26 protein-coding genes are annotated in these 22,833 nt (G+C 67.7%); 14 read left to right on the top strand and 12 right to left on the bottom strand.

All coding sequences use genetic code 11. The features are described from left to right. Position 1 precedes the first annotated feature (1 nt). The 8 genes from HALXA_RS03410 to HALXA_RS03375 all read right to left on the bottom strand — a co-directional run bounded on the left by HALXA_RS03410 (position 2) and on the right by HALXA_RS03375 (position 8,808). Entirely contained in the window at positions 2 to 1,153 is a 1,152-nt protein-coding gene (locus tag HALXA_RS03410) for an aspartate aminotransferase family protein (protein WP_013878910.1), read from the bottom strand. Then, positions 1,150 to 2,022 carry an acetylglutamate/acetylaminoadipate kinase gene (locus HALXA_RS03405; RefSeq protein WP_013878909.1) on the bottom strand — a complete coding sequence of 291 codons (873 nt, stop codon included), beginning with the start codon at positions 2,020 to 2,022 and terminating at the stop codon, positions 1,150 to 1,152. The genes HALXA_RS03410 and HALXA_RS03405 overlap by 4 nt, the downstream gene beginning before the upstream one ends. Before the next feature lie 55 nt (positions 2,023 to 2,077). Further along, positions 2,078 to 3,154 carry an N-acetyl-gamma-glutamyl-phosphate reductase gene (gene argC / locus HALXA_RS03400; RefSeq protein WP_013878908.1) on the bottom strand — a complete coding sequence of 359 codons (1,077 nt, stop codon included), beginning with the start codon at positions 3,152 to 3,154 and terminating at the stop codon, positions 2,078 to 2,080. Beyond that, positions 3,154 to 4,032: a lysine biosynthesis protein LysX gene (gene lysX / locus HALXA_RS03395; protein WP_013878907.1), complete on the bottom strand. Its 879-nt coding sequence runs from the start codon at positions 4,030 to 4,032 to the stop codon at positions 3,154 to 3,156. Before lysX ends, argC begins: the two co-directional genes overlap by 1 nt. Before the next feature lie 2 nt (positions 4,033 to 4,034). Then, positions 4,035 to 4,199, bottom strand: a complete 165-nt coding sequence (lysW, locus tag HALXA_RS03390) for a lysine biosynthesis protein LysW (protein ID WP_005554620.1) — start codon at positions 4,197 to 4,199, stop codon at positions 4,035 to 4,037. Between the two features lie 255 nt (positions 4,200 to 4,454). Continuing rightward, complete coding sequence (gene argH, locus HALXA_RS03385) at positions 4,455 to 5,957, bottom strand: argininosuccinate lyase (protein WP_013878906.1); 1,503 nt, start codon at positions 5,955 to 5,957, stop codon at positions 4,455 to 4,457. Between the two features lie 6 nt (positions 5,958 to 5,963). Then, positions 5,964 to 7,205, bottom strand: coding sequence for an argininosuccinate synthase (locus HALXA_RS03380; RefSeq protein WP_013878905.1), 1,242 nt, complete (start codon positions 7,203 to 7,205; stop codon positions 5,964 to 5,966). A gap of 334 nt (positions 7,206 to 7,539) precedes the next feature. After that, the gene (locus HALXA_RS03375) at positions 7,540 to 8,808 is read right to left on the bottom strand and encodes a helix-turn-helix transcriptional regulator (protein WP_013878904.1); all 1,269 of its coding nucleotides are present in this window, start codon (positions 8,806 to 8,808) and stop codon (positions 7,540 to 7,542) included. Between the two features lie 83 nt (positions 8,809 to 8,891). Between HALXA_RS03375 and HALXA_RS03370 the strand changes: the two genes are divergently transcribed. The 6 genes from HALXA_RS03370 to HALXA_RS03345 all read left to right on the top strand — a co-directional run bounded on the left by HALXA_RS03370 (position 8,892) and on the right by HALXA_RS03345 (position 12,301). Beyond that, positions 8,892 to 9,086, top strand: coding sequence for a DUF7554 family protein (locus tag HALXA_RS03370; RefSeq protein ID WP_013878903.1), 195 nt, complete (start codon positions 8,892 to 8,894; stop codon positions 9,084 to 9,086). A gap of 96 nt (positions 9,087 to 9,182) precedes the next feature. Continuing rightward, a complete protein-coding gene (locus tag HALXA_RS03365; RefSeq protein WP_013878902.1) occupies positions 9,183 to 9,683 on the top strand; it encodes a 2'-5' RNA ligase family protein in 501 nt (166 codons plus the stop codon). A gap of 272 nt (positions 9,684 to 9,955) precedes the next feature. After that, positions 9,956 to 11,128 carry a YeeE/YedE family protein gene (locus HALXA_RS03360; RefSeq protein ID WP_013878901.1) on the top strand — a complete coding sequence of 391 codons (1,173 nt, stop codon included), beginning with the start codon at positions 9,956 to 9,958 and terminating at the stop codon, positions 11,126 to 11,128. A gap of 66 nt (positions 11,129 to 11,194) precedes the next feature. Further along, positions 11,195 to 11,488, top strand: coding sequence for a sulfurtransferase TusA family protein (locus HALXA_RS03355; RefSeq protein WP_013878900.1), 294 nt, complete (start codon positions 11,195 to 11,197; stop codon positions 11,486 to 11,488). 2 nt (positions 11,489 to 11,490) lie between these two features. Next, positions 11,491 to 11,814 carry a rhodanese-like domain-containing protein gene (locus tag HALXA_RS03350; RefSeq protein WP_013878899.1) on the top strand — a complete coding sequence of 108 codons (324 nt, stop codon included), beginning with the start codon at positions 11,491 to 11,493 and terminating at the stop codon, positions 11,812 to 11,814. A gap of 136 nt (positions 11,815 to 11,950) precedes the next feature. Further along, positions 11,951 to 12,301: a hypothetical protein gene (locus HALXA_RS03345; protein ID WP_013878898.1), complete on the top strand. Its 351-nt coding sequence runs from the start codon at positions 11,951 to 11,953 to the stop codon at positions 12,299 to 12,301. Between the two features lie 15 nt (positions 12,302 to 12,316). Here HALXA_RS03345 and HALXA_RS03340 read toward each other — a convergent pair whose 3' ends face one another. Next, positions 12,317 to 14,500, bottom strand: a complete 2,184-nt coding sequence (locus tag HALXA_RS03340; RefSeq protein WP_013878897.1) for an ATP-dependent DNA helicase — start codon at positions 14,498 to 14,500, stop codon at positions 12,317 to 12,319. A 142-nt stretch (positions 14,501 to 14,642) separates the two neighbouring features. On the opposite strand from HALXA_RS03340, the gene HALXA_RS03335 reads away from it, so the two are divergent. After that, complete coding sequence (locus HALXA_RS03335; RefSeq protein ID WP_013878896.1) at positions 14,643 to 15,059, top strand: hypothetical protein; 417 nt, start codon at positions 14,643 to 14,645, stop codon at positions 15,057 to 15,059. Positions 15,060 to 15,083: 24 nt separating this feature from the next. Here the strand turns inward: HALXA_RS03335 and HALXA_RS03330 are convergent, their stop codons facing one another. Then, the gene (locus HALXA_RS03330; protein WP_013878895.1) at positions 15,084 to 16,040 is read right to left on the bottom strand and encodes a cation diffusion facilitator family transporter; all 957 of its coding nucleotides are present in this window, start codon (positions 16,038 to 16,040) and stop codon (positions 15,084 to 15,086) included. Positions 16,041 to 16,179: 139 nt separating this feature from the next. Between HALXA_RS03330 and HALXA_RS03325 the strand changes: the two genes are divergently transcribed. Both HALXA_RS03325 and HALXA_RS22640 read left to right on the top strand, forming a co-directional pair. Next, the gene (locus HALXA_RS03325) at positions 16,180 to 16,707 is read left to right on the top strand and encodes a metallophosphoesterase (RefSeq protein WP_013878894.1); all 528 of its coding nucleotides are present in this window, start codon (positions 16,180 to 16,182) and stop codon (positions 16,705 to 16,707) included. Between the two features lie 442 nt (positions 16,708 to 17,149). Next, positions 17,150 to 17,281, top strand: a complete 132-nt coding sequence (locus tag HALXA_RS22640; RefSeq protein WP_013878893.1) for a DUF7859 family protein — start codon at positions 17,150 to 17,152, stop codon at positions 17,279 to 17,281. Here HALXA_RS22640 and HALXA_RS03320 read toward each other — a convergent pair whose 3' ends face one another. Beyond that, positions 17,282 to 18,295 carry a threonine aldolase family protein gene (locus HALXA_RS03320; RefSeq protein WP_013878892.1) on the bottom strand — a complete coding sequence of 338 codons (1,014 nt, stop codon included), beginning with the start codon at positions 18,293 to 18,295 and terminating at the stop codon, positions 17,282 to 17,284. 144 nt (positions 18,296 to 18,439) lie between these two features. Here HALXA_RS03320 and HALXA_RS03315 point away from each other — a divergent pair, with 144 nt between their 5' ends. Continuing rightward, positions 18,440 to 19,105, top strand: coding sequence for a class I SAM-dependent methyltransferase (locus HALXA_RS03315; protein WP_013878891.1), 666 nt, complete (start codon positions 18,440 to 18,442; stop codon positions 19,103 to 19,105). A gap of 9 nt (positions 19,106 to 19,114) precedes the next feature. Here the strand turns inward: HALXA_RS03315 and HALXA_RS03310 are convergent, their stop codons facing one another. After that, positions 19,115 to 19,777 (bottom strand): helix-turn-helix domain-containing protein, encoded by a 663-nt coding sequence (locus tag HALXA_RS03310; RefSeq protein WP_013878890.1) that lies wholly within the window; start codon positions 19,775 to 19,777, stop codon positions 19,115 to 19,117. 160 nt (positions 19,778 to 19,937) lie between these two features. Between HALXA_RS03310 and HALXA_RS03305 the strand changes: the two genes are divergently transcribed. From HALXA_RS03305 to HALXA_RS03290, 4 genes are all read left to right on the top strand, one after another. Further along, positions 19,938 to 20,960: a hypothetical protein gene (locus HALXA_RS03305; RefSeq protein WP_013878889.1), complete on the top strand. Its 1,023-nt coding sequence runs from the start codon at positions 19,938 to 19,940 to the stop codon at positions 20,958 to 20,960. A 4-nt stretch (positions 20,961 to 20,964) separates the two neighbouring features. After that, a complete protein-coding gene (locus HALXA_RS03300) occupies positions 20,965 to 21,171 on the top strand; it encodes a hypothetical protein (RefSeq protein ID WP_013878888.1) in 207 nt (68 codons plus the stop codon). A 52-nt stretch (positions 21,172 to 21,223) separates the two neighbouring features. Further along, entirely contained in the window at positions 21,224 to 22,318 is a 1,095-nt protein-coding gene (locus tag HALXA_RS03295) for an aminopeptidase (protein WP_013878887.1), read from the top strand. Between the two features lie 71 nt (positions 22,319 to 22,389). After that, positions 22,390 to 22,818 carry a universal stress protein gene (locus tag HALXA_RS03290; RefSeq protein ID WP_013878886.1) on the top strand — a complete coding sequence of 143 codons (429 nt, stop codon included), beginning with the start codon at positions 22,390 to 22,392 and terminating at the stop codon, positions 22,816 to 22,818. Positions 22,819 to 22,833 lie beyond the last annotated feature (15 nt).

Raw genomic sequence — 22,833 nt, 5'->3', positions numbered from 1 at the left:
GTTAGTTCTCCTCCGAATCGGAGCCGACGACTGCCGTCAGTGCGTCGACGAGCTGGTCCGCTTCCTCCTGCCCGATCACGAGCGGCGGCAGCAGTCGGAGCACGGTCCGACCCGCCGGTAGCGCCAGGATCTGATGGTTCATCGCCAGGTCGCGGGCGGCGCGGTTCGCCCCCCGTTTCAACTCGAGGCCGACGAGCAGCCCGTCGCCACGAACCTCGCGGATGTCGTCGCCCAGCGCCGCCTCGAGTTCGGTGACGAGGTAGTCGCCGATCTCGGCCGCGTGGGCGGGCCACTCCTCCTCGACCAGCGTCGAGACGGTCGCGTCGACCGCCGCGGCGACGACGGGGCCGCCGCTGAACGTCGAGTTGTGCGAGGCCGCGCCGTCGGCGATCCAGTCCCGCACCGCGACCGCGCCGACGGGCAGGCCGTTGCCCAGCCCCTTCGCGGTCGTGAGGATGTCGGGCGTGACGCCCGCGTTCTGGCAGGCCCACATCGAACCGGTGCGGCCCATGCCGGTCTGGACCTCGTCTAAGACGAGCGCCGCGCCGGCTTCGTCGGTGCATTCGCGAGCCGTCTCGAGATAGCCTTCCGGCGGGACGTTGATCCCGCCCTCGCCCTGGATCGGCTCGAGGATGACCGCCGCGGTCTCGTCGTCCACTGCGTCTGCGAGCACCTCGTCGTCGCCGTAGGGGACGAACTCCACGTCGCCGGCCAGGGGCTCGTAGGGCTTCTTGTACTTGTCCTTCCAGGTGGCCGCGAGCGCGCCCATCGTCCGCCCGTGGAACGAGCGGGTCGCGGCGACGATCTTCGACTCGCCGGTCGCCGAGCGGGCGAACTTCAGCGCGGCCTCGTTGGCCTCGGTCCCGGAGTTGCAGAACCAGGCGGACTCGAGGCCGTCGGGCGTCGACGCGACGAACGAGGCGTAGGCGTTCTCGCGGGCCTCAACGGGGTACGAGGAGTCGACGAAGGTCAGTTGGCCGACCTGCTCTTGCACTGCGTCGACGACCGCCGGGTGACAGTGGCCGAGCGGGGTGCAGGCGAAGCTCGCGCCCGCGTCGAGGTACTCCGTGCCGTCGGCGGTGTAGAGGTACGGTCCCTCGCCGCGCTCGAGGCCGATGGGTTTGCTGCCGGAGACGAAATCGAGGTCGCTCATTCTGCGGCCTCCTGTGCGGTTTCTTCGTCCGCTTCGTCCGCGAGCACGCCGGACTCGAGCGTCGTCCCCTCCCCCTCGAGCGCGCTCGTGATCGGTGCGTCGGCGTTCGCGGTCGCGACGGTCACGCTTGCGGCGCCGCCCTCGAGCGCTTCTTCGGCGGCCATGACTTTCTTCGTCATGAAGCCTTCAGCGGCCTCTTTGACGGCCTCGAACTCCTCGGGCGTCGCGGCCGAGTCGATCTTCGTCGACTCGTCGTCGGGATCCTCGTAGATCCCCGAGACGTCCGTGAGGACGACGAGGTCTGCCTCGAGCGCGCCCGCGATCGCCGCGGCCGCGCGGTCGGCGTCGGCGTTGACCGCGGTGTAGCCACCCGACTTCTCCTTGCCCAGCATGGGGACGGAGACGACGGGGGTGTAGCCGCCTGCAAGCGTCGTCTCGAGCAGGTCCGCGTTGACGGACTCGATCTTACCCGAGTGGTCGCCGCGCTTGATCTTCTTCTTGCCGTCCTCCTTGACGCGGACGGCGGACTTCCGTTTCCCTTCGAGTAGCTTGCCGTCCGTGCCGGAGAGGCCGACGGCGTCGACGCCCTCGTTGTGCAGGCTCTCCACCAGATCGGTGTTGAGCTTGCCGGGCATCACCATCTTGAAGACGTCCATCGTCTCCTCGTCGGTGAACCGCCCGACGACGCCGCCGGGCGTTTCGACGTAGGTTGGCTCCTTGCCGAGATCCTCGAGCGTCTCGTCGACGGCAGTTGAGCCGCCGTGGGTGAGAACGACGTCCTCGCCGTCCTCGACGAGCGAGGCGACGTCGGCGAGTGCGCCCTCGGGGTCGACGGCGCGTGCGCCGCCGACCTTGACAACCACGGTCACTCCGGACACCTCCGTTCCCTGCTCACGGTCGCAGGGGCTCCCGTGAATACCGTCATTACGGCGCCCCCACGGGGTGCAGCCCCGTAAACTCGAGTCCGGCGGTTTCCTCTAAGCCGAGCGCGACGTTGGCGGCGTGGACCGCCTGCCCGGCAGAGCCCTTCATCATGTTGTCGATCGCCGAGAAGACGACGACGCGCTTGTTCGAGGGGTCGAGCTCGAAGCCGACCTCGGCGAGGTTGGTGCCGGCGACCGCCTTCGGCTCCGGATATCGATACACGCCGGAGCCGCCGGCGGCCATCCGGACGAACGGCTCGTCCTCGTAACAGCCCCGATACGCCTGCCAGAGGTCGCCCTTCGAGACCGGACTCGAGGGGAAGACGTGGCTCGTCGCGCTGGCGCCGCGGATCATGTCCACGGCGTGGCAGGTGAAGGCGACCGAGGTGCCGAGGAACTGCTCGATCTCGGCCTCGTGGCGGTGGCCCGTCGGTGCGTAGGGGCGGACGACGCCCGAGCGCTCGGGGTGGCTCGAGGCCTCGCCGCCGCCGGCCCCTCCTTCCGAGGAGCCGACCTTCACGTCGACGACGACCTGCTCGCCGCCCTCGAGGATGTCGTGCTCGAACAGCGGGTACAGGCCGAGGATGGTCGCGGTGGCGTTACAGCCGCCGCCGGCGATCAGTTCCGCGCCCGCGAGGTTCTCGCGGTTGATCTCGGGCAGCGCGTACTCGGCCTTCTCGAGATACTCCGGTGCCTCGTGGCCGTCGTACCACTCGTCGTACTGCTCCTCGGTCTCGAGGCGGAAGTCCGCCGAGAGATCGACGATCGTATCGGCATGGTCGAAGAACTCGTCGATCTGGCCCATCGAGACGCCGTGGGGCGTTGCCGCGAACAGCACGTCGACGCTCTCGAGATCGTCGGGTTCGGTAAACCGGAGGCCTGACCCGCGAAGCGGCGGGTGGACCGAGCCGACGCTCTTGCCGGCCTTCGACCGGCTGGTGACCTCGCCGATCTCGAAGTTCGGGTGGCCCGCGAGCAGGCGCAGCAGTTCGCCGCCCGTGAAGCCGGAGCCGCCGACGACGCTCGCGGTGACCGTCTCGGCGTTCTCGTCGGCGCCGGTTTCGGTGCCGACCGCCATCAGGCGCTCACCTCGAGTTCCTCGTCGGCCGCCGCAGCGGCTTTCTCCTCGAGCCAGTCGACGACGGTACCGGCGACGTCGGTCTCGACGGCGCCGTCCAGCGCCTTGAACTCGACCGTGTGGTTGACCTCGTGGACCGTGTACCCGTCTTCGGTCTCCATGAGGTCGACGCCCAGCAGGCCGCCGCCGACGGCGTCGCTGGCCTTCTGGACGAGCTCTTTGGCCTCGTCGTCGAGTTCGAAGACGTCCGTCTCCGCGCCCTTCGCGGCGTTAGTGATCCAGTGGTCCGACGAGCGGACCATCGCGGCGATGGGCTCGCCGTCGGTCGCGAGCACGCGGATGTCACGGCCGGGCTTCTCGACGAACTCCTGGACGTAGAACACCTTGTGCTCGTAGTGGCCCAGCGTCGCCTTGTGCTCGAGGATCGCTTCGGCGGCGTCGGGCGAGTCGATCTTGGCCATCAGGCGGCCCCACGAACCCACGACGGGTTTGAGGACGCAGGGATAGCCGAACTCCTCGATGGCCTCCATCGCCGACTCCTTCGTGAAGGCGACCTTCGTCGCGGGCGTGGGCACGCCCGCCTTCTCGAGCGCGAGGCTGTTCTTGACTTTGTCCGCGCAGATATCCGCCGTCTCGTGGCTGTTGATCACGGGGATCCCGTACGCCTCGAAGAACTGCGTGGCGTACAGGCTCCGGCTCGTGGCGAGACAGCGGTCGACGACGATGTCGAGGTCCGCGAACTCCTCGGGGACCTCGCCGATGTCGAAGGTCTGCTTGCGGACGTCGATCTTTTCGACCTCGTGGTCGCGCTCGCGAAGCTCGTTCAACAGCAGCTTCTCGTCCTTGCGGATCCGGGAGTAGAGTATTCCTACCTTCAAGGTTACTCACCCCAGTCCTCTTCGAGCTCCGGGGCTCGCTCGAGGACTGGTGGCTCGGTGTCGACGACTTCCAGCTCGGCGCCGCAGGTCGTACAGTCGACAATCTCTCCGACTTCCAGATCGTCGTGCAGGGACACTTCAGCCCCACACTCGACGCATTCGGTCATTGTACCTGCAACTGGGAGCCGATATCCCTTAAAGCCTTCGAACTTATCAGAACAAAAACATGAAACGCACTACCGGCTAACGGAGGGAAAAGGCGACCACGCGGCGGATTTAGTCTGACATATCATATGGTAGGTAGTACGTCCCCTCGCGGGGACGGCGGTGGCGAGATCGGAGATCCCGCTCGCTCGCAGGTTCGTCGCTCACCTGCGAACGGTGGCGAGATCGGCGGGAGCGGAACCGACGTCCGTGCGACGTCACACATACTCGTTCACCTCCGAACGAAGCGCTTCGTGTGCGTCCTCGAGCGCGTCGATGCGCGCTTCGAGCGTCGCTTCGTCGGCCGCGATGGCGCGGCGCGCGTCCTCGAGTTGGTCGGCCACCGCATCGGGGGCGGGGCCGCCCTGCGAGTCGCGGCTCGCGACGCTTTCGGCGGGATCGAGCGCATCCCGGACGTCCTCGGGGTCGACCAGCGACTCGAGGGGCTCGCCCAGCACGTCCGCGGCGGCGGCCTCGAGGGCGTCGTAGTCCCCGCCGTTCTCCGCGGCGACGGCGACCATCTCGTGGGCCGTGCGGAAGGGCAGGCCGTTGGCCGCCAGCAGGTCCGCGACGCCGGTCGCCGTCGAGAACCCCTCGCCGGCTTCCGCCGCGAGGGTCTCCTCGTTCCAGTCGGCGGTGGCGACCGCGCCGGCGGCGACCTCACTGGCCTCCGTCACGGCGTCGACGGTCTCCCAGGCGTGGGTCGTCGCCCGCTGGAGGTCGCGGTTGTACGCGCGGGGCAGTCCCTTCAGGGTCGTCGTCAGTCCCTGCACGCTGCCGGCCGCGTCGCCCGCGACCGCGCGGACGAGCTCGAGCGTGTCGGGATTCTTCTTCTGGGGCATGATCGACGACGTCGACGAGTAGTCGTCCGAGAGGTCGACGAAGCCGCGGTTCGCGAAGATGACCACGTCCTCCGCGAGTCCGGACAGCGTCGTCGCGTGGGTCGACAGCGTCTGGACCGTCTCGAGCAGGAAGTCCCGGCTCGAGGAGGCGTCCATCGAGTTCTCGACGACCCCGTCAAACCCGAGCAACTCGGCGGTGCGCTCGCGGTCGATGTCGAAGGTCGTACCCGCGAACGCGGCGCCGCCCAGCGGCGACTGGTTGATGCGGTCGTAGGCCTCGAGCAGCCGTTCGGTGTCGCGGCGAACCGCGGCCTCGTAGGAGAGCGCCCAGTGGCCGACGGTGATCGGCTGGGCGGGCTGGAGGTGGGTGTAGCCGGGCATGACGGTGTCCGCGTGCTCGGCGGCCACCTCCACGAGCGACTCGCGCAGCGCGAGCGTCGTCTCGATCGCCTCGAGGACGTCCTCGCGCAGGCGGTAGCGGATGCAGGCCGCGACCTCGTCGTTGCGCGAGCGCGCGGTGTGCATCTTCCCGCCCTGCTCGCCGATGCGCTCGATGACGGCCGTCTCGATGGCCTCGTGGACGTCCTCGCCCTCGGGGAGGCCAGCGTGGCCCTCGACTTCGATCGCGTCGAGGGCGGTCAGCACGTTCCCCGCGACGTCGTCCGCGACGATCCCCTGCTCGGCGAGCATCACGACGTGGGCGCGGTCGACCTCGAGGTCGGCCTCGAAGATCCGCTCGTCTGCCTCGAGCGAGGAGAGGAAGCCCCGGGCGGGGCCGCCGCTGAAGCGGTCCCGCCGGACGACGCCCTTGCCATCGGCGCCACCGTCGGTTGCAACGTCGAACTCTCCGCCGTCGTCGCGAGCGCTCTCCTCGGTCATGGTCTGTTACTCGTCAGTTTCGTCGCCGCTACCGTCCGTCGCGAGTTCGACCTCCTCCGCGTCCTCGGCGTTGGCCGCGATGGCCTCGTTGGCGAGGCGGCGCTGGAAGCCGTGGTACTTCGCGACGCCGGTGGCGTCCTCCTGCTTGATCTTGCCGACCGTCTCCGTGTCGAAGGAGGCGTGTTCGGCCGAGTAGGCCGCGAACGTGCTGTCGCGTGCGACCGCGCGGGCTTGGCCGCCTTCGAAGCGGATCGTGACGGTTCCAGTGACGCGCTTCTGGGTCTCCGCGATAAAGCCCTCGAGCGCGCTCACGAGCGGCGCGTCGACCAGTCCTTCGTAGCCCTTCTTCGCCCAGCGCTGATCGATCAGCTGCTTGAACTCGCGTTCCTCCTGGGTGAGCACGAGGCCCTCGAGGGCCTCGTGGGCGTTCAGCAGGGTCGTCGCGGCCGGGTGCTCGTAGTTTTCGCGGACCTTCAGGCCGAGCATGCGGTCCTCCATCGAGTCCGTGCGACCGACGCCGTAGGGGCCGGCGACCTCGTTCAGGTGCTGGATGAGTTCGACGGGCTCGTACTCGACGCCGTCGACGGCGACGGGGTAGCCCTCCTCGAACTCGATTTCGATCTCCTGGCTGTCGCCGGTGGGCGATTGGGTCCAGGCGTAGATCTCCTCCGGCGGAACGTAGCTCGGATCCTCGAGCTTGTCGCCCTCGACGGAGCGGCTCCAGAGGTTGGTGTCGATCGACCAGTCGCCGCCGCTGCCGCCCTCGACGGGCAGGTCGCGCTCGTCGGCGTACTCCTGTTCCCACTCGCGGGTCAGGCCGAGTTCGCGCACGGGCGCGATGACTTCCAGATCCGAGTCGCGCCAGACGGCCTCGAACCGGAGCTGGTCGTTGCCCTTGCCCGTACAGCCGTGGGCGATGCCGTCGCAGTCCTGCTCCTCGGCGACCTCGAGGATCGCCTTCGCGATCACGGGTCGCGCCAGTGCGGTGCCGAGCGGGTAGCCCTGGTAGGTCGCGTTCGCTCGGACGCTCTCGAGACAGAGGTCCGCAAATTCGTCTTTCGCGTCGACGACGTAGTGGTCGAGATCGAGCGCCTCGGCGGTTTCCTCGGCTTCCTCGAACTCTTCGGCCGGCTGGCCGACGTCCACCGTAACGCCGATTACTTCGTCGTATCCGTACTCCTCCTCGAGCAGCGGGACACAGACTGTCGTGTCCAGGCCGCCCGAGAACGCAAGTGCCACGCGGGTCATGTCGTACTCGAGTGAAACGGAAGGACGGACTTAAATTCATTGGTTTAAGACGAGAAAATTAAAGGTAGAGCGGCTGCTAACCGGAAATTGGGGGTTTCCTTGCAACGGTGGAACGTTGGAACGAACCGGGACGTGGGGTAGTAGTATAGTACGGGCTCAAAGGCCCGGTCGCGGTCGCCGCGGCCGCCGCGCCAGAACGGACCCGTCGGTACCGAGAACGGCGAGCGTGGCGCCGACGGACTGACTCATTGGTGGCTCTATACTACTTCGTGGTATTAAAGCTTGCCCGCTTGGCAAGTGTTACACGGGTTCTACGGGCCGAACCGCGAGCGCGTCACTCCTTTCCGGCGCTGGTCTCCGGATCGGACGCCGAACCGCTTCCCGGTCCCGACGGCACGTTGTGGTTCCCGCCGTCGCCCTCGTCGGGCAGCGACAGCACGTTCTCCCGGCCGATCCGGAACACCTCGATCTCGCCGTCCTCGCGCAGGCCGCTGACGACCTGGCTCGTCTTGGCCTCGGTCCAGTCCAGTTCCGAGACCACCGCCTGCTGTTTGATCCGTCCGCCCCGCTGCTCGAGCAAGCGGAGGACGCGCTCCTCGTTGCTCAGCAGTTCCGGCGGCGGCCCGTTCGACGTCGTCTCGCCGCCGTTCGCCGCGCTCTCGGCCGGCGGCGAACCGCCGCCGGCCCCGGATTCGGGAGCCGGACTCGGGCCGAGAATCCCTCGATCGCGGATCCACCACCCGGCGGCGCCGACGGCCGCCAGCAGCGCGAGCGCGCCCGCGACGATGACCCACCGCATCGCCGGCCCCTGCCCTTGCCCTTGCTCGCCGGATGCACCCGAGTTCGGCGTCGCGTTCGCCGACTCGTTCGACGTGTCGCCGTTTTCGATCATCACGACCGTCGGCGGATCGGCGGTGAAATCGGTGCTGTCGCCCTGCCAGAACACCGAGTCCTCGTTGGATTCCGTCGAAGATTCGTCCTCGCTGATGACGTATCCCTCCGGCGGATACACCTCCATCGTGGTGTCCTGCGAGAGGACGATGCCGGTCAGGACGTCGCCGACTTCGATCCGATTGAGTTCGACGTAGGCGAAGTTGACCCACTCGAAGGAAACCTGGACGTGACCGAGGTTCCGCGGCTGCGTACTCGTGTCGGTCCCGATCGCGCCGCTCTCGAGGTGCATTTCGCGGTCCGTCGCGTTCGCGCTGTCCTCGAGGGTCCGGTTCCAGGCGTCCATCTCGTCGGCCACGTACGTGTCGCCGTTGGCCTCGATGTCCTCCCGAAGCGCCTCCCAGTCGCCCGAGGAGTCGTTTTCGAACCGGTAGTCGACGACGAATCTCGCCGAGCCGTTCTCGCGGACGAAGACGTCGATGTGTATCTCGTCGGCGTCGTCGAGCTGGTCGCTCCCCTCCTGTCCGCTCCCGTTTCCTTGCATCCGTTGCGTTTGCGTCTGCGACAGCCCCTCGTCCTGCTGTGCCAGCGCGTTCGGGCCGCCGTTCCCGGCGTCCGCGGCCGCAAACGGTGCGCCGATCGGCGCGACCGCGAACAGGCACCCGACTACTACGAGCGCGCAAAGCAGGGCTCGCAGCCCCTTCCCGTCCATTACCTGCACATGTCATAGCCGGCTAAATAGGTCTTTCCGACTGTAGCAGTGTATTTTTCAAACCAGTCCCCGTACGTGACTGTATGCTCGATCGACGCGGTTCCCTCGACGTCGAGACCCTCCTGAAACTCGTGCTCGGACTGATCGCCGTCCTGCTCGTGATCGAAATCGTCGAAACGCTACTGTCCGGGCTCGCGTGGCTGCTCGGCCCGTTCGTGGTGATCGTCCAACTGGCGATCGCCGTCCTGATCGTCCTCTGGTTGCTCGATCGGCTCTGAAGCGCCCGCACATCCCTGTCTCAGCCTCGAGGTCAAGCGTTCGAGGACACCAGACTGATAATCGCGCCGCCCCTAGCCCGACCCGGAGCACCCACCGTGTACAGCGTCAACGTCCCCGTCCCCGGCCGCGTCCGCCAACTCGCGGACGAACTCTACCCCGACCTCATCGGCTTCGACACGATCCGCGAAACCCACTCCTGTCTGCTCAAGCGCCTCGGCGACGCCGATCACGTCTCCCAGTTACAACACCGCGTCCACCGCGCGCTCGAGAGCGCCCCCGCAGTCGAAGCCCGCATTACGGGGATCGACTACTTCGCGGACCCGCCGCTGGGCTCCGCGCCGGTCGTCTACCTCGCCGTCGAGAGCCCCGGTCTCGAGGCGCTGCACGCAGACCTCGCCGAGACCTTCGACGCCGTCGACGGCCTCGAGGGTGCCGATTACGTTCCGCACGTAACATTGGCCCGCGGCGGCGACGCCGAGACCGCGCGGCGGCTGGCCGACCGCGAGATCGAGCCGGTGACCTGGACGGTCAGCGAGCTCGAGTTCTGGGACGGTACCTACAAGCTACCGGTGAGCCGCGTGTCGTTACCGGCCTGATCGGTTCGGGAGCGCCGCTTTCCGTACCTCTGTACCGCTACCGTCCCCGCGGCGCCGGTCGACCGTTCGTGACGGCGTCCCGTATCCCAGACATTCGCATTCGGGATCCGCAAATACCGCTGGTTTCTACGCCGCGGGGCGAGACGGTTCCGTCCGCACATCGACCGAGAGACCCGTCGTATGCACCCGATTTTTCGAGACGGCGCGTCTCGAGCCGTGGCCAAAGCGGCCGACTGGCTGCGGGTTAAGTCGTTCAGGGCCCTGGCAACGGTGTGGTTTCGACGCTACTCGTCGCAGCGGTCGTCGGGATCGCCCTCGGGGCCTTCCTCCAGAAGGGGCGGTTCTGCTTCGTGAACGCCTTCCGGGACTTCTTCGCCTACAAGGACTCCCGGGTCACGAAGGGCGTTCTCGCGGCGACGCTGCTCACGATGGTCTTCTGGGGCATCGCCTACCAATTCGGCTACTACCAGGGGTTCTGGACGCCGCGCTGGGGCCTGACCGGCCTCGTCGGCGGCTTCGTCTTCGGCGTGGGGATGACCTACGCCGGCGGCTGCGCCAGCGGCACGCTCTACCGGGCCGGCGAGGGCTACCTCCAGTTCTGGCTCACCCTGCTGTTCATGGGCGTCGGCTACGCCGGCTTCACCGTCGCCTTCCCGACGCTCGAGAGCACGTACTTCGACGCGCTGACCTTCGGCGAGGGCGTGAGCCTGTTCGCGTACTCCTCGCTGCCGGCCGGCCTGCTCGCGCTGTTGGTCTCGGGCGCCGTATTGCTCGTCTACGCGACGCTCACCGGCCGTTCGTCGGTCGGCGCCGCGCTCGGCGAGCGCGCCGACGCGGCCGAATTCCGACCGGCGGCGCTGGCCGCGCCCGCCGTGGGCCTCCGGCAGTTCGCGGACGGGACTCGCGCGTACTTCGCCGGCCTGGCCCGCGCCTGGCGGAATCCGATCGAAGCGAGCAAGCAGCCGTGGGACCCCCGCACCGCGGCGCTTGGAATCACCGCCGCCGCGGTGCTGTGGTTCACCCAGGTCTCGATCGTCGGCGTGACCGGCCCCGAGGCCCGCTGGACGGGCTACCTGCTTTCGCAGGTCGGCGTCGACGCGGGCTCGTTCGAGTACTGGGGCTCGGTGCTGTTCCAGGGGCAGGGCGTCGGCGTCACCGTCGACATGGTGATGATCGCGTTCGTCATCGTCGGCGCGTTTCTGGCCGCCGTCTGGAGCGGGGACTTCTCGCTTCGGGTCCCGAAGCGCCGCCGGCTCCCCAACGCCGTCTTCGGCGGCCTCGCGATGGGCGCCGGCTCGCGGCTCGCGCCGGGCTGCAACATCGGGAACATCTACTCCGGCATCGCGGAGCTGTCGGTCCACTCCTTTATCGCCGCCGTCGGCATCGTCGCCGGCGTCTACGTGATGACCCACTGGATCTACCGCGAGGTCGGCTGCGCGATCTAAGCGATCTGAAAGAATCGTTCGCCAATTACACCAACACCACGCGATACGACTAACACACGCACCACAATGCCATCCATCGACGACGTCACCGACACGCCGGACGAACTGAGCGACGACGAAGCCGAGGAACTGCTCGAGGAGGCCGACCTCGTCCAGGACATGATGGGCGAGGTCTGCCCGTACCCACAGGTCGAGGCCAAGAAGGGCCTCCAGCAACTGGAATCGGGCGACCTCCTCGTCCAGGAGACGGATCACGTCCCCTGCACCGAGAACGTGCCCAAGGCCGTCGGCGACGACGCCGAGGCGAAGGTCTGGCGCAGCGGGGACGCGACCTACCGGATCTACCTCCGCAAGCAGTAACGATGGTCGAGGAACTCTCCCCTGAAACGGTCCGCGAACGCATCGAGCGCGGCGACGATGACGAGTTCGACCTCATCGACGTCCGCGACGCCGACGCCTACGACGACGGCCACCTCCCCGGCGCCGAACACGTCACCATCGAGGAACTCGAGGACACCGTCGTCGACCGCGACTGGGCCGACGACGTGGTCGTCTACTGCTACGTCGGCAAGACCTCGGTGCAGGCCGCCAGGCTCATCGAGGAGTACGGCGACGCCGACTCGGTCGCAAGCATGGCCGGCGGCTACGACGCCTGGGACCCGCTCGAGGCGGAGGCCGCGGACTGAGTCGACGAGACGTCGATCGGTCAGTTCGACAGTCCCGACGAACCGCTCTCGGACGCTGCGACGCCGTCGATTTCGGCCCCGTTTTCGACCCGGAATCGGCCAGTAGCTATATTTTCGCGTACTGATACCTCGGACTATGCACCGACGGACATACCTTTCTCTCGCAGCGGTGATCCCGCTCGCCGGCTGTAGCAGCCTCTTGTCGAGCGGCGGTGTCGACACGACGCTCGGCGAGGACGAACGCGTGGAGTTCAGTGCCGACGAGGGGGCCGAACTGTCTGTTTCGGTCGACGTTCAGGAGGTCTTCCCGCTCGAGGACAGCGACCTCGAGCGCGAGGGGATCAGCCTGCGGCTCGATCACGTCGAGAACGGAATCGTCGATACCTGGACCGTCGCGGAGTCGGAGACGTTCGAGGTGGCCGTCGAGAACGGCGGAAAGCACGCCGTGATGGTCATCGGCGGCGTCGCCGACGTGACGATCGAGTAACGCGACTCGTACCGCTCACGGCGCCGGCGGTTCGCCGTCGTAGGTGCCGTGGTCGCCGTAGAAGTTCCGCATCGCGAACTTGAGTTTTTCCGGGCCGATGTCGATCAGTTCCTCGCGCTCCTCGTGGGGGAAGGTGCCGTTGACGCTGTACCGGCCGAGGTCCGACTTCGCCGAGCGCGAGTAGCGCCGGTCCAGCAGTGCGCGGACGCCGACGTCGTCGGGCGAGCGGAGCACGCGGCCGAGCGCCTGTCGCGTCTTGCGGACCGTCGGAATCTCGACGGCGTAGCGCCAACCGGTTTCGGTGCCGTCGAAGGCGACGTCGTAGGCCTCCTGGACCGCCTCCGCGCGGTCGTCGAGGTGCGGGTAGGGGACGCCGACCACGAGGACGGTGTGGGCGTCGTCGCCGTCGAAACTGACTCCTTCCGCGAGCGTTCCCCACAGCGAGGTACAGAGCACCGCCTTGTCCTCCGCGACGAACTCCTGCCGGAGTTCCTCGACCGCGACGCCCGGCTCGTCCAGGTGAATCCGCCGGTCGCCGCCGAGCCGCCGCTCGAGCCGATCCGCGTACCGCTCGGCCTCGCCGTAGTTCGGGAAGAAGGCGAGCGTGTTGCCGGGCGTCATCCGGACGGCGTCGTAGATCGCGTCGGTGACCTCCTCCTGGACGGCGGGATCGTCCCGGTCCGACGCAAAGAGCGGCGGCGTCTCGACGGCGTAGGTGCGGCGGTTCTCCTCGGGAAACTGCAGCCCGTAGGCCATCGTGACGGGATCCTCGAGGCCGAGCACGTCCTCGGTGACGTCGAACGGCTGGAGGGTGGCGCTCATCAGGACGGTCGCGTACACCTCCTCGAACAGTTGACCCGTGACCTGCCGCGGGAGGCACGTATAGAGCTCCGCGCGGCCGTAGATCTCGTCGGTGCCGGCGTCGCGCGTGACGGAGACGACCGGGTACTGGCCCTCCTTCGAGCCCTCCGACATCCACGCGCTGACGAAGGCGGCGGCCTGCAGGGTCTGACACTCCGTCCGGGTCGCGGTCTCGCCCTCCCGATACGCTTCCTCGTACTGCTGGTCGAGTTCCTGACCCAGCTTCATCGCGGCCTCGAGGTCGTCCTGAATCCCCTGTCCCGAGTAGCGCTGGAGGAACTCGAGCGTGAGGTCGTCCTTGCGGTCTTCGTTGGCGATGGGGACGTCCGCCCAGTTCTCGCCGATCTGTTCGCGCTCGCCGAAGCCGAACGAGTCCTCGTAGATTTCGACGAGCGCGCGGTGGAACGCCGAGAGGACGTTCGCGGCGTCCTCCGAGCGCGGGTCGTCGGCGTCGGCGAGTTCGTCCAGGGCCGACTCGAAGGTCCGTTCCGAGCAGTGTTGCGTGGCGTGGTCGCGGGCGGCGTCCTCGACGTTGTGCGCCTCGTCGAAGACCGCGATGACGTCCTCGGGGTCGCGGCCGAGCCAGCGGAAGAACTGCTCGCGGATCATCGGGTCCAGCAGGTGGTGGTAGTTACAGACGACGAGATCGACGCCCTCGATGCCCTCCTTCAGGAGTTCGTAGCCGCAGAGTTGCTGTTGCTCGGCGTACTCGTAGATGTCGTCCGGCGTGCGGACGTCCTCGAAGAGCCAGCCGAAGAAGTCGTCCGTATCCTGGGTGAGGTTGTTCCGGTAGTAGTCGCAGACGTTCTGGTCCTCGAGATCCTCGAGTCGCTCCTCGATATTCTCGAGTTCGTCCATGACGGCGGAGCGGGCGTCGGCCGCGGAGCCGCCGCTACCCTCCTCCTGGCTCTCCGTTAGGAGTTCGCGCTGGCGGCGCTCGAGTTGTTGCTTGTCGCGCTCGGCGTCGACCAGCGCGCGGGTGTTGTCCCGCAGCGCCTGGCACTCCTCGTAGCCGACGTCGATGTGACACATCGAGCCCTTTCCCTTGAAGACGACGGCGCGAATCGACTCCTCGCGCGTGATCGCCCGGGCTTCGGCGACGAACTGGCGCATCTGCTGGTGGACGTTGGTCGTGATGACCACCGTCTTGTTCTGCTCGCGGGCGACCTCGAGGGCGGGCACGAGCGAGGAGAGGGTCTTGCCGGTCCCGCAGGCCCCCTCGAAGAGGACGTTCTGCCCGCGTACCAGGGCGTTGTGGATGCGGTCCATCGCCTCGCGCTGATTCTCGTACGGCTGGTCGTACGGGAAAAAGCGCATGTACCCGGTAGTCTCGGACACAGTGCGTGATAGGTTCCCGCTGCGATAAAAGCGTTCGTCTCGCGTCGGGGGCAGTATATAAATCACCGACCGCGAATCGACCGCCGGCCGGCTATCGCACGGTCCACAGCCATACGTCTCGAGCGCTTCGCCCCGCATACGAATGGCCATCCCGGGATACGATTCCGACAGCGTCGCGGAAGCCACACTCGAGTACGCGGGCGCTCGCGTCGCCGTCGTCGCGGGCGTCGTCCCCGACGAGTTCGGCCTCGAGCGAAGCGACAGCGAGCCGCCGGTCGACGCCCTCTCGGACCCAGTCCATATCGCAGGGCTGGACGACCTCAAGGCGATCGAGGCCGTCCGCATCTCGCTGGTCTACGACCCGTCAAAACTGCCGCCCGGCGCGAGTCCGACCGACGTCGCGGTCGCCGTCGAGACGGACGACGGCTGGGAGCCGCTCACGTCGACCGTGGACCTCGAGGAGACGACCGTCGAGGCGGTGTTGAACGAGCGACCGCCCGGATCGACGATCGTGGCCGGCTACGACGATCGGGACGACTCCGACGCCTCGAGCGCGTAAGACCGGAGCGTCGGGGGCGACGGCTTACGGACGGGCCCTCGTCTGAGGTTCGATGTAGACGTTTCGCACCTGATCGTCGTGCTCCCGCAGCGCGCGCTCGAGGTCGGTGATGCGCTCGTCGATCTCCTCGGTCTCGAGGCCGGGATCGAACGCGACGTCGGCGGTGACGAGCAGTTCCTCGGCGCCGAAGTAGACGGTCCGGAAGTCGACGAGTTCGGTGACGCCGTCCCAGTCGGTGACGATCGCACGAAGTTCGTCCTCGGCCGGTTTCGCGAGGCTCTCCCCGAGGATGAGCCGCTTGTTCTCCCAGGCGAGCGCGACGGCGAAGCCCATGAGCAGGAGCCCGATGATGAGCGCGGAGGCGGCGTCGTACATCGGATTCCCGGTCGTTCGGGTGAGATAGACGCCGGCCAGTGCGATCCCCGCGCCGGCGAGCGCGATGCTGTCCTCGGTGAGCGCGGTCAGCGTCGTCACGTCGCTGGTCTTGCTGAACGCCTCGCGGAGGCTGGTCCAGCCGTACTCGTCCATCTGGCTGCTGATCCCTTGGTAGGCCTTCCAGAGCGCGTAGGTCTCGAAGACGATCGCCCCGATGAGGACCGCGTAGTTGACGTAGACCGGGTCGAACGTCCGTCCGAGCATCGTGACGTCCCCGGCGGCGCGGTGAACGCCGCCGTGGGTCAGCGCGTCGTAGCCGTGTCTCGCGCTCTCCCAGCCGGCGATGCCGAACAGCATGACGCTCACGAGGAGGCTGTAGAAGAACTGGGCCTTGCCGTGGCCGAACGGGTGGGTGCGGTTCGCCTCCTGCGCGCCGTACTTGATCCCGATCAGCAGGAAGATCTGATTTCCCGTGTCCGAGATCGAGTGATACGTCTCCGACAGCATGGCGGGGCTGCCGGTCAGCAGAAACCCGCCGAACTTCAGGATCGCGATCGCGCCGTTCGCGAACAGCGCCGCGAGCACGACGGAGGTGCTACTTGCCATCGGCGACGACTACAGAGGGCTCGGTGAAAAGTATAAGCCACTCTAGAGCAAGTCGCTTCCAGTTCGGAGGGGAAGACGTCGCCGTCGTCAGTTGGACAGAAAGGGAAAGGAACCTGTCACCGGCGGCCGAAGCCCCATTATGACCAGGATCGCGATCTTCTCGGACACGCACAGCACGGTCGGCCACGAACTCGAGGGCGAGGCCCTGACCGCGGCTCGCGAGGCGGATGTCGTTATCCACGCCGGCGATTTCACGAGTGCGGCAGCGCTCGAGGCCTTCCGGGAGGAGTGTGACCGCCTGTTCGCGGTTCACGGGAACGCGGATAGCGGTGCGGTTCGCGATCGGCTCCCCGAAGCGCGCGTCCTCGAGGAGGCGGGCGTCCGGTTCGCCGTCACGCACCGCCGCGAGGGCGGCGAGGTCGGCCTGTCGATGTTCGGCCGCTCGCGGGGCGCGGACGTCGTCGTCTCGGGACACACGCACCACCCGACCGTGGTCGACGTTGAGGATTGTCTCCTCCTCAATCCCGGGAGCCACGCCCAGCCGCGCGGTCACCGGCCCGGATTCGCGGTGCTCGAGGCGGTCGCGGACGGGACCGGACTCGAGGGCGAAATTCGGGAGCCGGACGGGACGCTCGTGGAGTCGTTCGACGTGGCGGGGACGGTATAGCCGCGGATATCCGCTGGTCGGCGGAACCGTTCTGCAGAACTCGTGACCGAACTCGCGGAAGCGTCAGCGGGGTGGCGCGCGATACGTGGTCGGGGTCGGGGCGTCAGCGGGAGCCCCCGATCCGCTCGACGGGCGCTCGAGCGGACCGGCGGTGTGGAGGGGCGATCCGATTCGATCGATTCCGGGGTCAGGGCAGGTCGGATCCGGAGTGGCGATCGTGGCCGTCTCGATCCGGCCACACGGGCCGTCGCGCGGCGGTGGCGAGCCGCTGATCGAGACGCATTGTGTCCTTCGCCTTTCGGGGCATTATACGCAGCGTAAGGTGAAACTCCGGTTTTAGCTACCGTCGTGACCGTCGATCGGTCGGTCGGCACGCACTCGCGAGCGGCACAGATGAAGCGCGTCGAAACCGTTATCCACGCTGACACGGTATCGCCCTCGTATGCTGGAGCTCATCCCCGACGACCCCGTCATCATCGCCATCGTCCTGATCCTGCTGGCGCTGATCTTCTTCTCGTACCTGCTGCTCCGGCGCACCGTCCTCGAGTTCCGCGAGGGAATGCGCGGGAAGTAGTTAAAACTCGGCTACGAGCCGCTCGAGCGCCCGTTCGACGTTCTCGCGGTCGACGTCGCGGTGGGTGCAGAACCGAACCGTCGTCGGCCCGAAGGCCGTCGCCAGCACGTCCCGCTCGCGGCAGCGCTCGAGCACCGCCTCACCGTCCAGTCCCGTCTCCGAGACGTCCGCGAGAACGATGTTCGTCTCCGGCTCCTGCACGTCGAACCCCTCCAACTCGCTCAGGCCGTCGGCGAGCAGCCGCGCGTTCTCGTGATCCGCCGCGAGGTCGTCGACGTTCTCCAGGGCTTCGAGGCCGGGACCGGCGACGATTCCGGCCTGGCGCATGCCGCCGCCGAACAGCTTGCGGGTGCGCCGGGCTTCTTCGACGAACTCCTCGCTCCCGGCGAGCATCGAGCCGATCGGCGCGCCGAGCCCCTTCGAGAGGCAGAACATGACGGAGTCGACGGGGTCGACGATGTCGCTGACGGGGACGTCCAGCGCCGTCGCGGCGTTGAACACGCGCGCGCCGTCGAGGTGAACCGGCACGTCGCGTTCGCGGGCCGCGTCGGCCGCGGCGGCGATCTTCTCGGGGTCGATCGCGAGTCCGCCGCGGGCGTTGTGCGTGTTTTCGAGGCAGAGGAGGCCGGTGCCGGGTCGATGGAGGTCCTCTGCAACGGTGGCCTCGTCGACCTGCTCGGGCGTCGGCACGCCGCGGTCGGTCTCGAGCATGCGGACTTGGAGGTCGGCGTGCTGGGCGAAGCCGCCGAGTTCGTACTTGACGACGTGGCTCTTGCGGTCGGCCAGCACCTCCTGTCCGCGATCGGTGTGGACTCGCGCTGCGATCTGGTTGCCCATCGTCCCGGAGGGGACGTAGAGGGCCGCTTCTTTGCCGACGGCCTCGGCCGCGCGCGTCTCGAGTTCGTTGACGGTCGGGTCCTCGCCGTAGACGTCGTCGCCGACGTCGGCGGTAGCCGCGGCGTTGCGCATGTCGTCGTCGGGCGTCGTGACGGTGTCCGAGCGGAGATCGATCATACCCTGGGTACCCGCGCGACGCGAAAATAGGCGACGATCCGCCGGCTCCGCGACCGGGAATCACACTCGTCCGCGTCACACTCACATAAAGGCCCGATAGGCTTCGCGAGTACCTACTCTGCTGCCTCGCCGTGAGGAACAACTATGGAAGGCTCAAAACGACCGGCCTACGAGGCCCACCTCGAGCGGAGCCGCCGGATGTGGGATCGCTGGAGCGACTACTACGCGATGAGCGAGCGCGACCTCGAGCCGATGCGCGAGGCCGCGATCGATCGCTTGCCGCTCGAGTCCGGGGATCGCGTCCTCGACGTCGGCTGCGGTCCGGGCGTCAACTTCGAGCGGCTTCGAGACGCGATCGGTCCGGCAGGACAGTTAGTCGCGGTCGATTACAGCCCCGAGATGGTCGCGAAGGCGCGGGACCGCGTCGAGCGCCACGGCTGGGAGAACGTCGAAGTCCGCCGCGCCGACGCGACCGCGGTCGCGTTCGAGGAGCCCTTCGACGCGGCGGTCGCGACGCTGTCGCTGAGCGTCATGCCCGACGTCCGCGGCGCCGCCGAGAACGTCTACAGCCATCTCGTTCCCGGCGGCTCGTTCGCCGTTTGCGACGTACGGCCCGTGCCGACGGGACCGCTGCGCGTCGTGAACCCGATTCTCCGGCGGTTCTTCCGCTGGTACGCGAACCGGAACCCCGACGGCGACGTCCTCGAGTCGCTCCGGACGGTCTTCGACGAGTGCGAGGTCCTCGAGACGTACTGGTGCGGCATCGGCTACGCCGCGGTCTGCCGGCGGGCGGACCCGTCGGAGGCGTAGCGAATCGGATTACCGCCGCGAGTCGAGTACTCGGTCGATCACGTTCGCCTCGCCGCGTCGCAGGAGCGCCGACGCCGTCGACACCGCACAGTCGAGTTCGGCGGCGACCGCCTCGATGCCGTTGCGCCGCGGCACCTCGTAGTAGCCGACCGACCGCGCCGCCCGCATCGCCGCCAGTTGGCGGTCCGACGCCGCCGTCTTGGTCGTCGTCACGCGGTCGCTCGTCCACAGCACGTCGACCGTCACGCCGTCCGAAAGCGCCTCGAGCACGGCCGCGAGATCCGCCGAACGGCCGACGACCGTCGTCCGGATCGTTCGATCGGAGCGCAGTTCGATCGGCGGCACGACGACGACCGTCTCCTGTGCGAGCGCGTTCAGCAGCGACAGTCCCTCGGCCCCGAGTTCGCGGCGGAGGTAGAGGAAGAACCCCTCGTCGGCCGGCGTCGCGTCGTACTCCCGCACCGTCTCGAGGTCCTCGAGCGCCGATTCGTAGGCGGCTCGCCCGTCCCCGCTCCCGTCCTCGTAGACGAACGAGGTGATCGTTTCGACGCCGTCGACCGCTTGCCCGCCGAGGACGACCTCGCGCTCGAGAGACGGCGACGTACAGAGGGTCTCGTGGAGCGGCCCGAGCGTCGCCGCATCGCGCCCGAGCGAGACGCGGACGGATTTCATCGCGCGGTGCAACGGCGCCGAGCGGGATAAAGGGACGAGACGGTTCGAGCCGTCGCCATCCGCGGATACAGTCCCGAGTCACGGCGCGAGGGGCGAGAGGCAGCGACCACCGCGTCGACCGAACGAAGGTTTCAATTCCCTATCGTTTGTTGGCGATCGTATGGTTCCCGACCCGGATTCGCCCTCCGATCACGCCGCCGGCCCGCCGTCGCGGGATCGGTCGAGCGACGCGTTTTCGCGGCACGTCTCCCGCGTTACCGACCGCTTCGACGAACTGCTGCCGTACGCCGTGGTCCCGCTCGTGCTCTCGCTGCTCGAGGTCGGCAAGATCGAACGGGTGCTCGATCCGCACCGCACCTCGTTCTCGGTCCAGTTCTCCCTTCCGTCGCCGCTGCTCGAGCTGTGGTCGCTGGTCGATCCGCCCGATCCGGCCAGTACCGGCTCGAGTACGACGACCGGGTGGGATACCGGCGCGCCGTTCGAGGACACGGGCGGCGCCGCGCCGGTCGGCGGTCCGACCGCCACCGGTCCCGAGATCACTATCGAGACGCCCGTCGAGTCCATCGTTCTGCCCGTCGACGCCGTCGGCTCGGTACAGCTGGCATGGCTCGGAATCCTGCTGCTGGCGTACGGGGTGATCGCCGCCGCGGTCGCGGCCGGCTACCTCGGCGGCATCGACCGCCGACTGCGCGGCGAACCGGCGGTGCTGCTCGCGTGCGTCGTCGACTACGCGCCGCGGCTGTTCGCGTACTACCTCGTCGTCTTCGCCGCGTTTCTGGCCCTGCTTCCGATCGCGCTGATCGCGCCGCCGCTGCTCCTCCTCGGCGTTCCGCTGGTGCTCGTGCTCGGCTACTGCTTCTACGCGGCGCCGTTCCTGCTCGTCGTCGCCGACGCGGGCGTCCTCGAGGCGTTCCGCCGCTCCTACGGGTTCGCGACGGCGGGCGGGGCGTACTTTTGGTTCGCCCTCGGACACGTCCTCGTCACTGCTATCGTCTCGATCGTGCTCTCGGTGCTGTTGAACGGCGGGATCGTCGGGTTCGTCATCGCGTTGCTCGTCGCGAGTCCGGTCGGGCTCGTGCTGACGGCCGCGACGGTGTCGCTCTGTCAGGAACTCGTGGACGGCGACGATGAGACGTATCGGGACCCGATTGCCGATCGCGACCGCTTCGACTCGAGCGGGTGAACTGATGACCGCCCGAATCACCGCGACCGACGTCGTCTCGGTCCTCCGACTCGCGGCGCTGGCCCTGCTGGCGAGCGGCTTCATCGGCTGGGCGGTCGAGGGCGACGCGTTCGATCTCGCGTCGCCGTACACGGTTGCGTTCGGCGCCGGACTCGGCTGTGCGCTGGTTGCGATCTACCTCGGTATATTCCTTGCGAACGGCGGGGAGTAGACTGCATTTCGATTCGAAAACGGTATCCCGCCGTCTCCGGTACTCCTGCGACATGGATCCGCGCATCCGCGAACACGCCGAGATCATCGCGAACCACTCGGTCGACCTCGAGGAGGGGGACAACGTCGTCATCGACGCCCACCCGGTCGCCGAGGATCTGGTCGTTGCGCTGCACGAAGTGATCGGCGACCAGGGCGCGAACCCGGTCACGACCACCCAGCGAACCGGTGCCCGACAGCGCCGCGCCTACCTGCGCTCGTCCGATGGCGAGTTCGAGACGCCCGAGCACGAGCTCGCCCTCATCGAGAACACGGACGTCTACATCGCCATCCGAGCGAGCGACAACGTCACCCAGACCAGCGACGTCGACCCCGAGACCCAAGCGGCCTACCAGCAGGCCCACCAGCCGATCCTCGAGGAGCGCCTCGGCATCCGCTGGTGTCTTACGCAGTTCCCCGCGCCGGCGAACGCCCAGCTCGCCGAAATGAGCACGGAGGGCTACGAGAACTTCGTCTGGGACGCCGTCAACAAGGACTGGGCGGACCAGCGCGACCACCAGGAGAACATGGTCGAGATCCTCGACCCCGCCGACGAGGTCCGCATCGTCAGCGGCGACACGACCGACGTGACCATGTCCGTTGACGGCAATCCGACGCTGAACGACCACGGCGAGCACAACCTTCCCGGCGGCGAGGTCTTCACCGCGCCCGTCCCCGACAGCGTCGAGGGCGAGGTGCTGTTCGACATGCCGCTGTACCACCAGGGCCGCGAAATCACGGACGTCTACCTCGAGTTCGAGGGCGGCGAAGTGGTCGACCACTCGGCGGCGAAGAACGAGGACGTCCTCACGGAAGTCCTCAACACGGACGACGGCGCGCGTCGGCTGGGCGAACTCGGCATCGGGATGAACCGCGAGATCGACCGGTTCACGTACAACATGCTGTTCGACGAGAAGATGGGCGATACGGTCCACATGGCGGTCGGCCGCGCCTACGACGACACCGTCGGCGAGGACAACGAGCAGAACGATTCGGCGGTCCACGTGGACATGATCGTCGACATGAGCGAGGATTCGTTCATCGAGGTTGACGGCGAAGTGGTGCAGCGGAACGGCACGTTCCGGTTCGAAGACGGCTTCGAGGAGTAAGGCCCCGAGCGACGAAGCGGGGATGACGACTCGAGTCCGCCTTTATTTGGCCAGCGCCCGTAGCCAGCGATATGACCGTTCTCGTTGCCTACGACGGCTCCGAACCCGCACAGCAGGCGGTAACCTACGCGTTCGACGAGTACGCCGACGAGGAACTCGTCCTGTTACGGGTCGTCGACATCGCCGACAGCTTTACCGAAGCGAGTATTCAGGCCGTCGAGGAGACTCTTGCCGACCGTCGGAAAACCGCCTCAGAGGATCTTCGCGAGGACCTCCGCGAGCAGCTCGTGGACCAAGCGACGGCCGACGACGTCGAGTACCGGGTCGAAACTGCCGCCGGCGATCCCGCTCGAGAGATAGTCCGGTTCGCCGAGGAAAACGACGTCGATCACATCGTCGTCGGCAGCCACGGCCGCTCGGGCGTCTCCCGCGTGTTGCTTGGCAGCGTCGCCGAGCGAGTCGTCCGTCGCGCGCCGGTGTCGGTGACCGTCGTGCGGTGACCGATCGCGGCGCGT

The sequence above is a fragment of the Halopiger xanaduensis SH-6 genome (assembly GCF_000217715.1).
Taxonomy (GTDB): Archaea; Halobacteriota; Halobacteria; order Halobacteriales; family Natrialbaceae; genus Halopiger; species Halopiger xanaduensis.
Note: the sequence above shows the minus strand (reverse complement) of the source record. Positions and strands in the feature narration are given on the sequence as shown.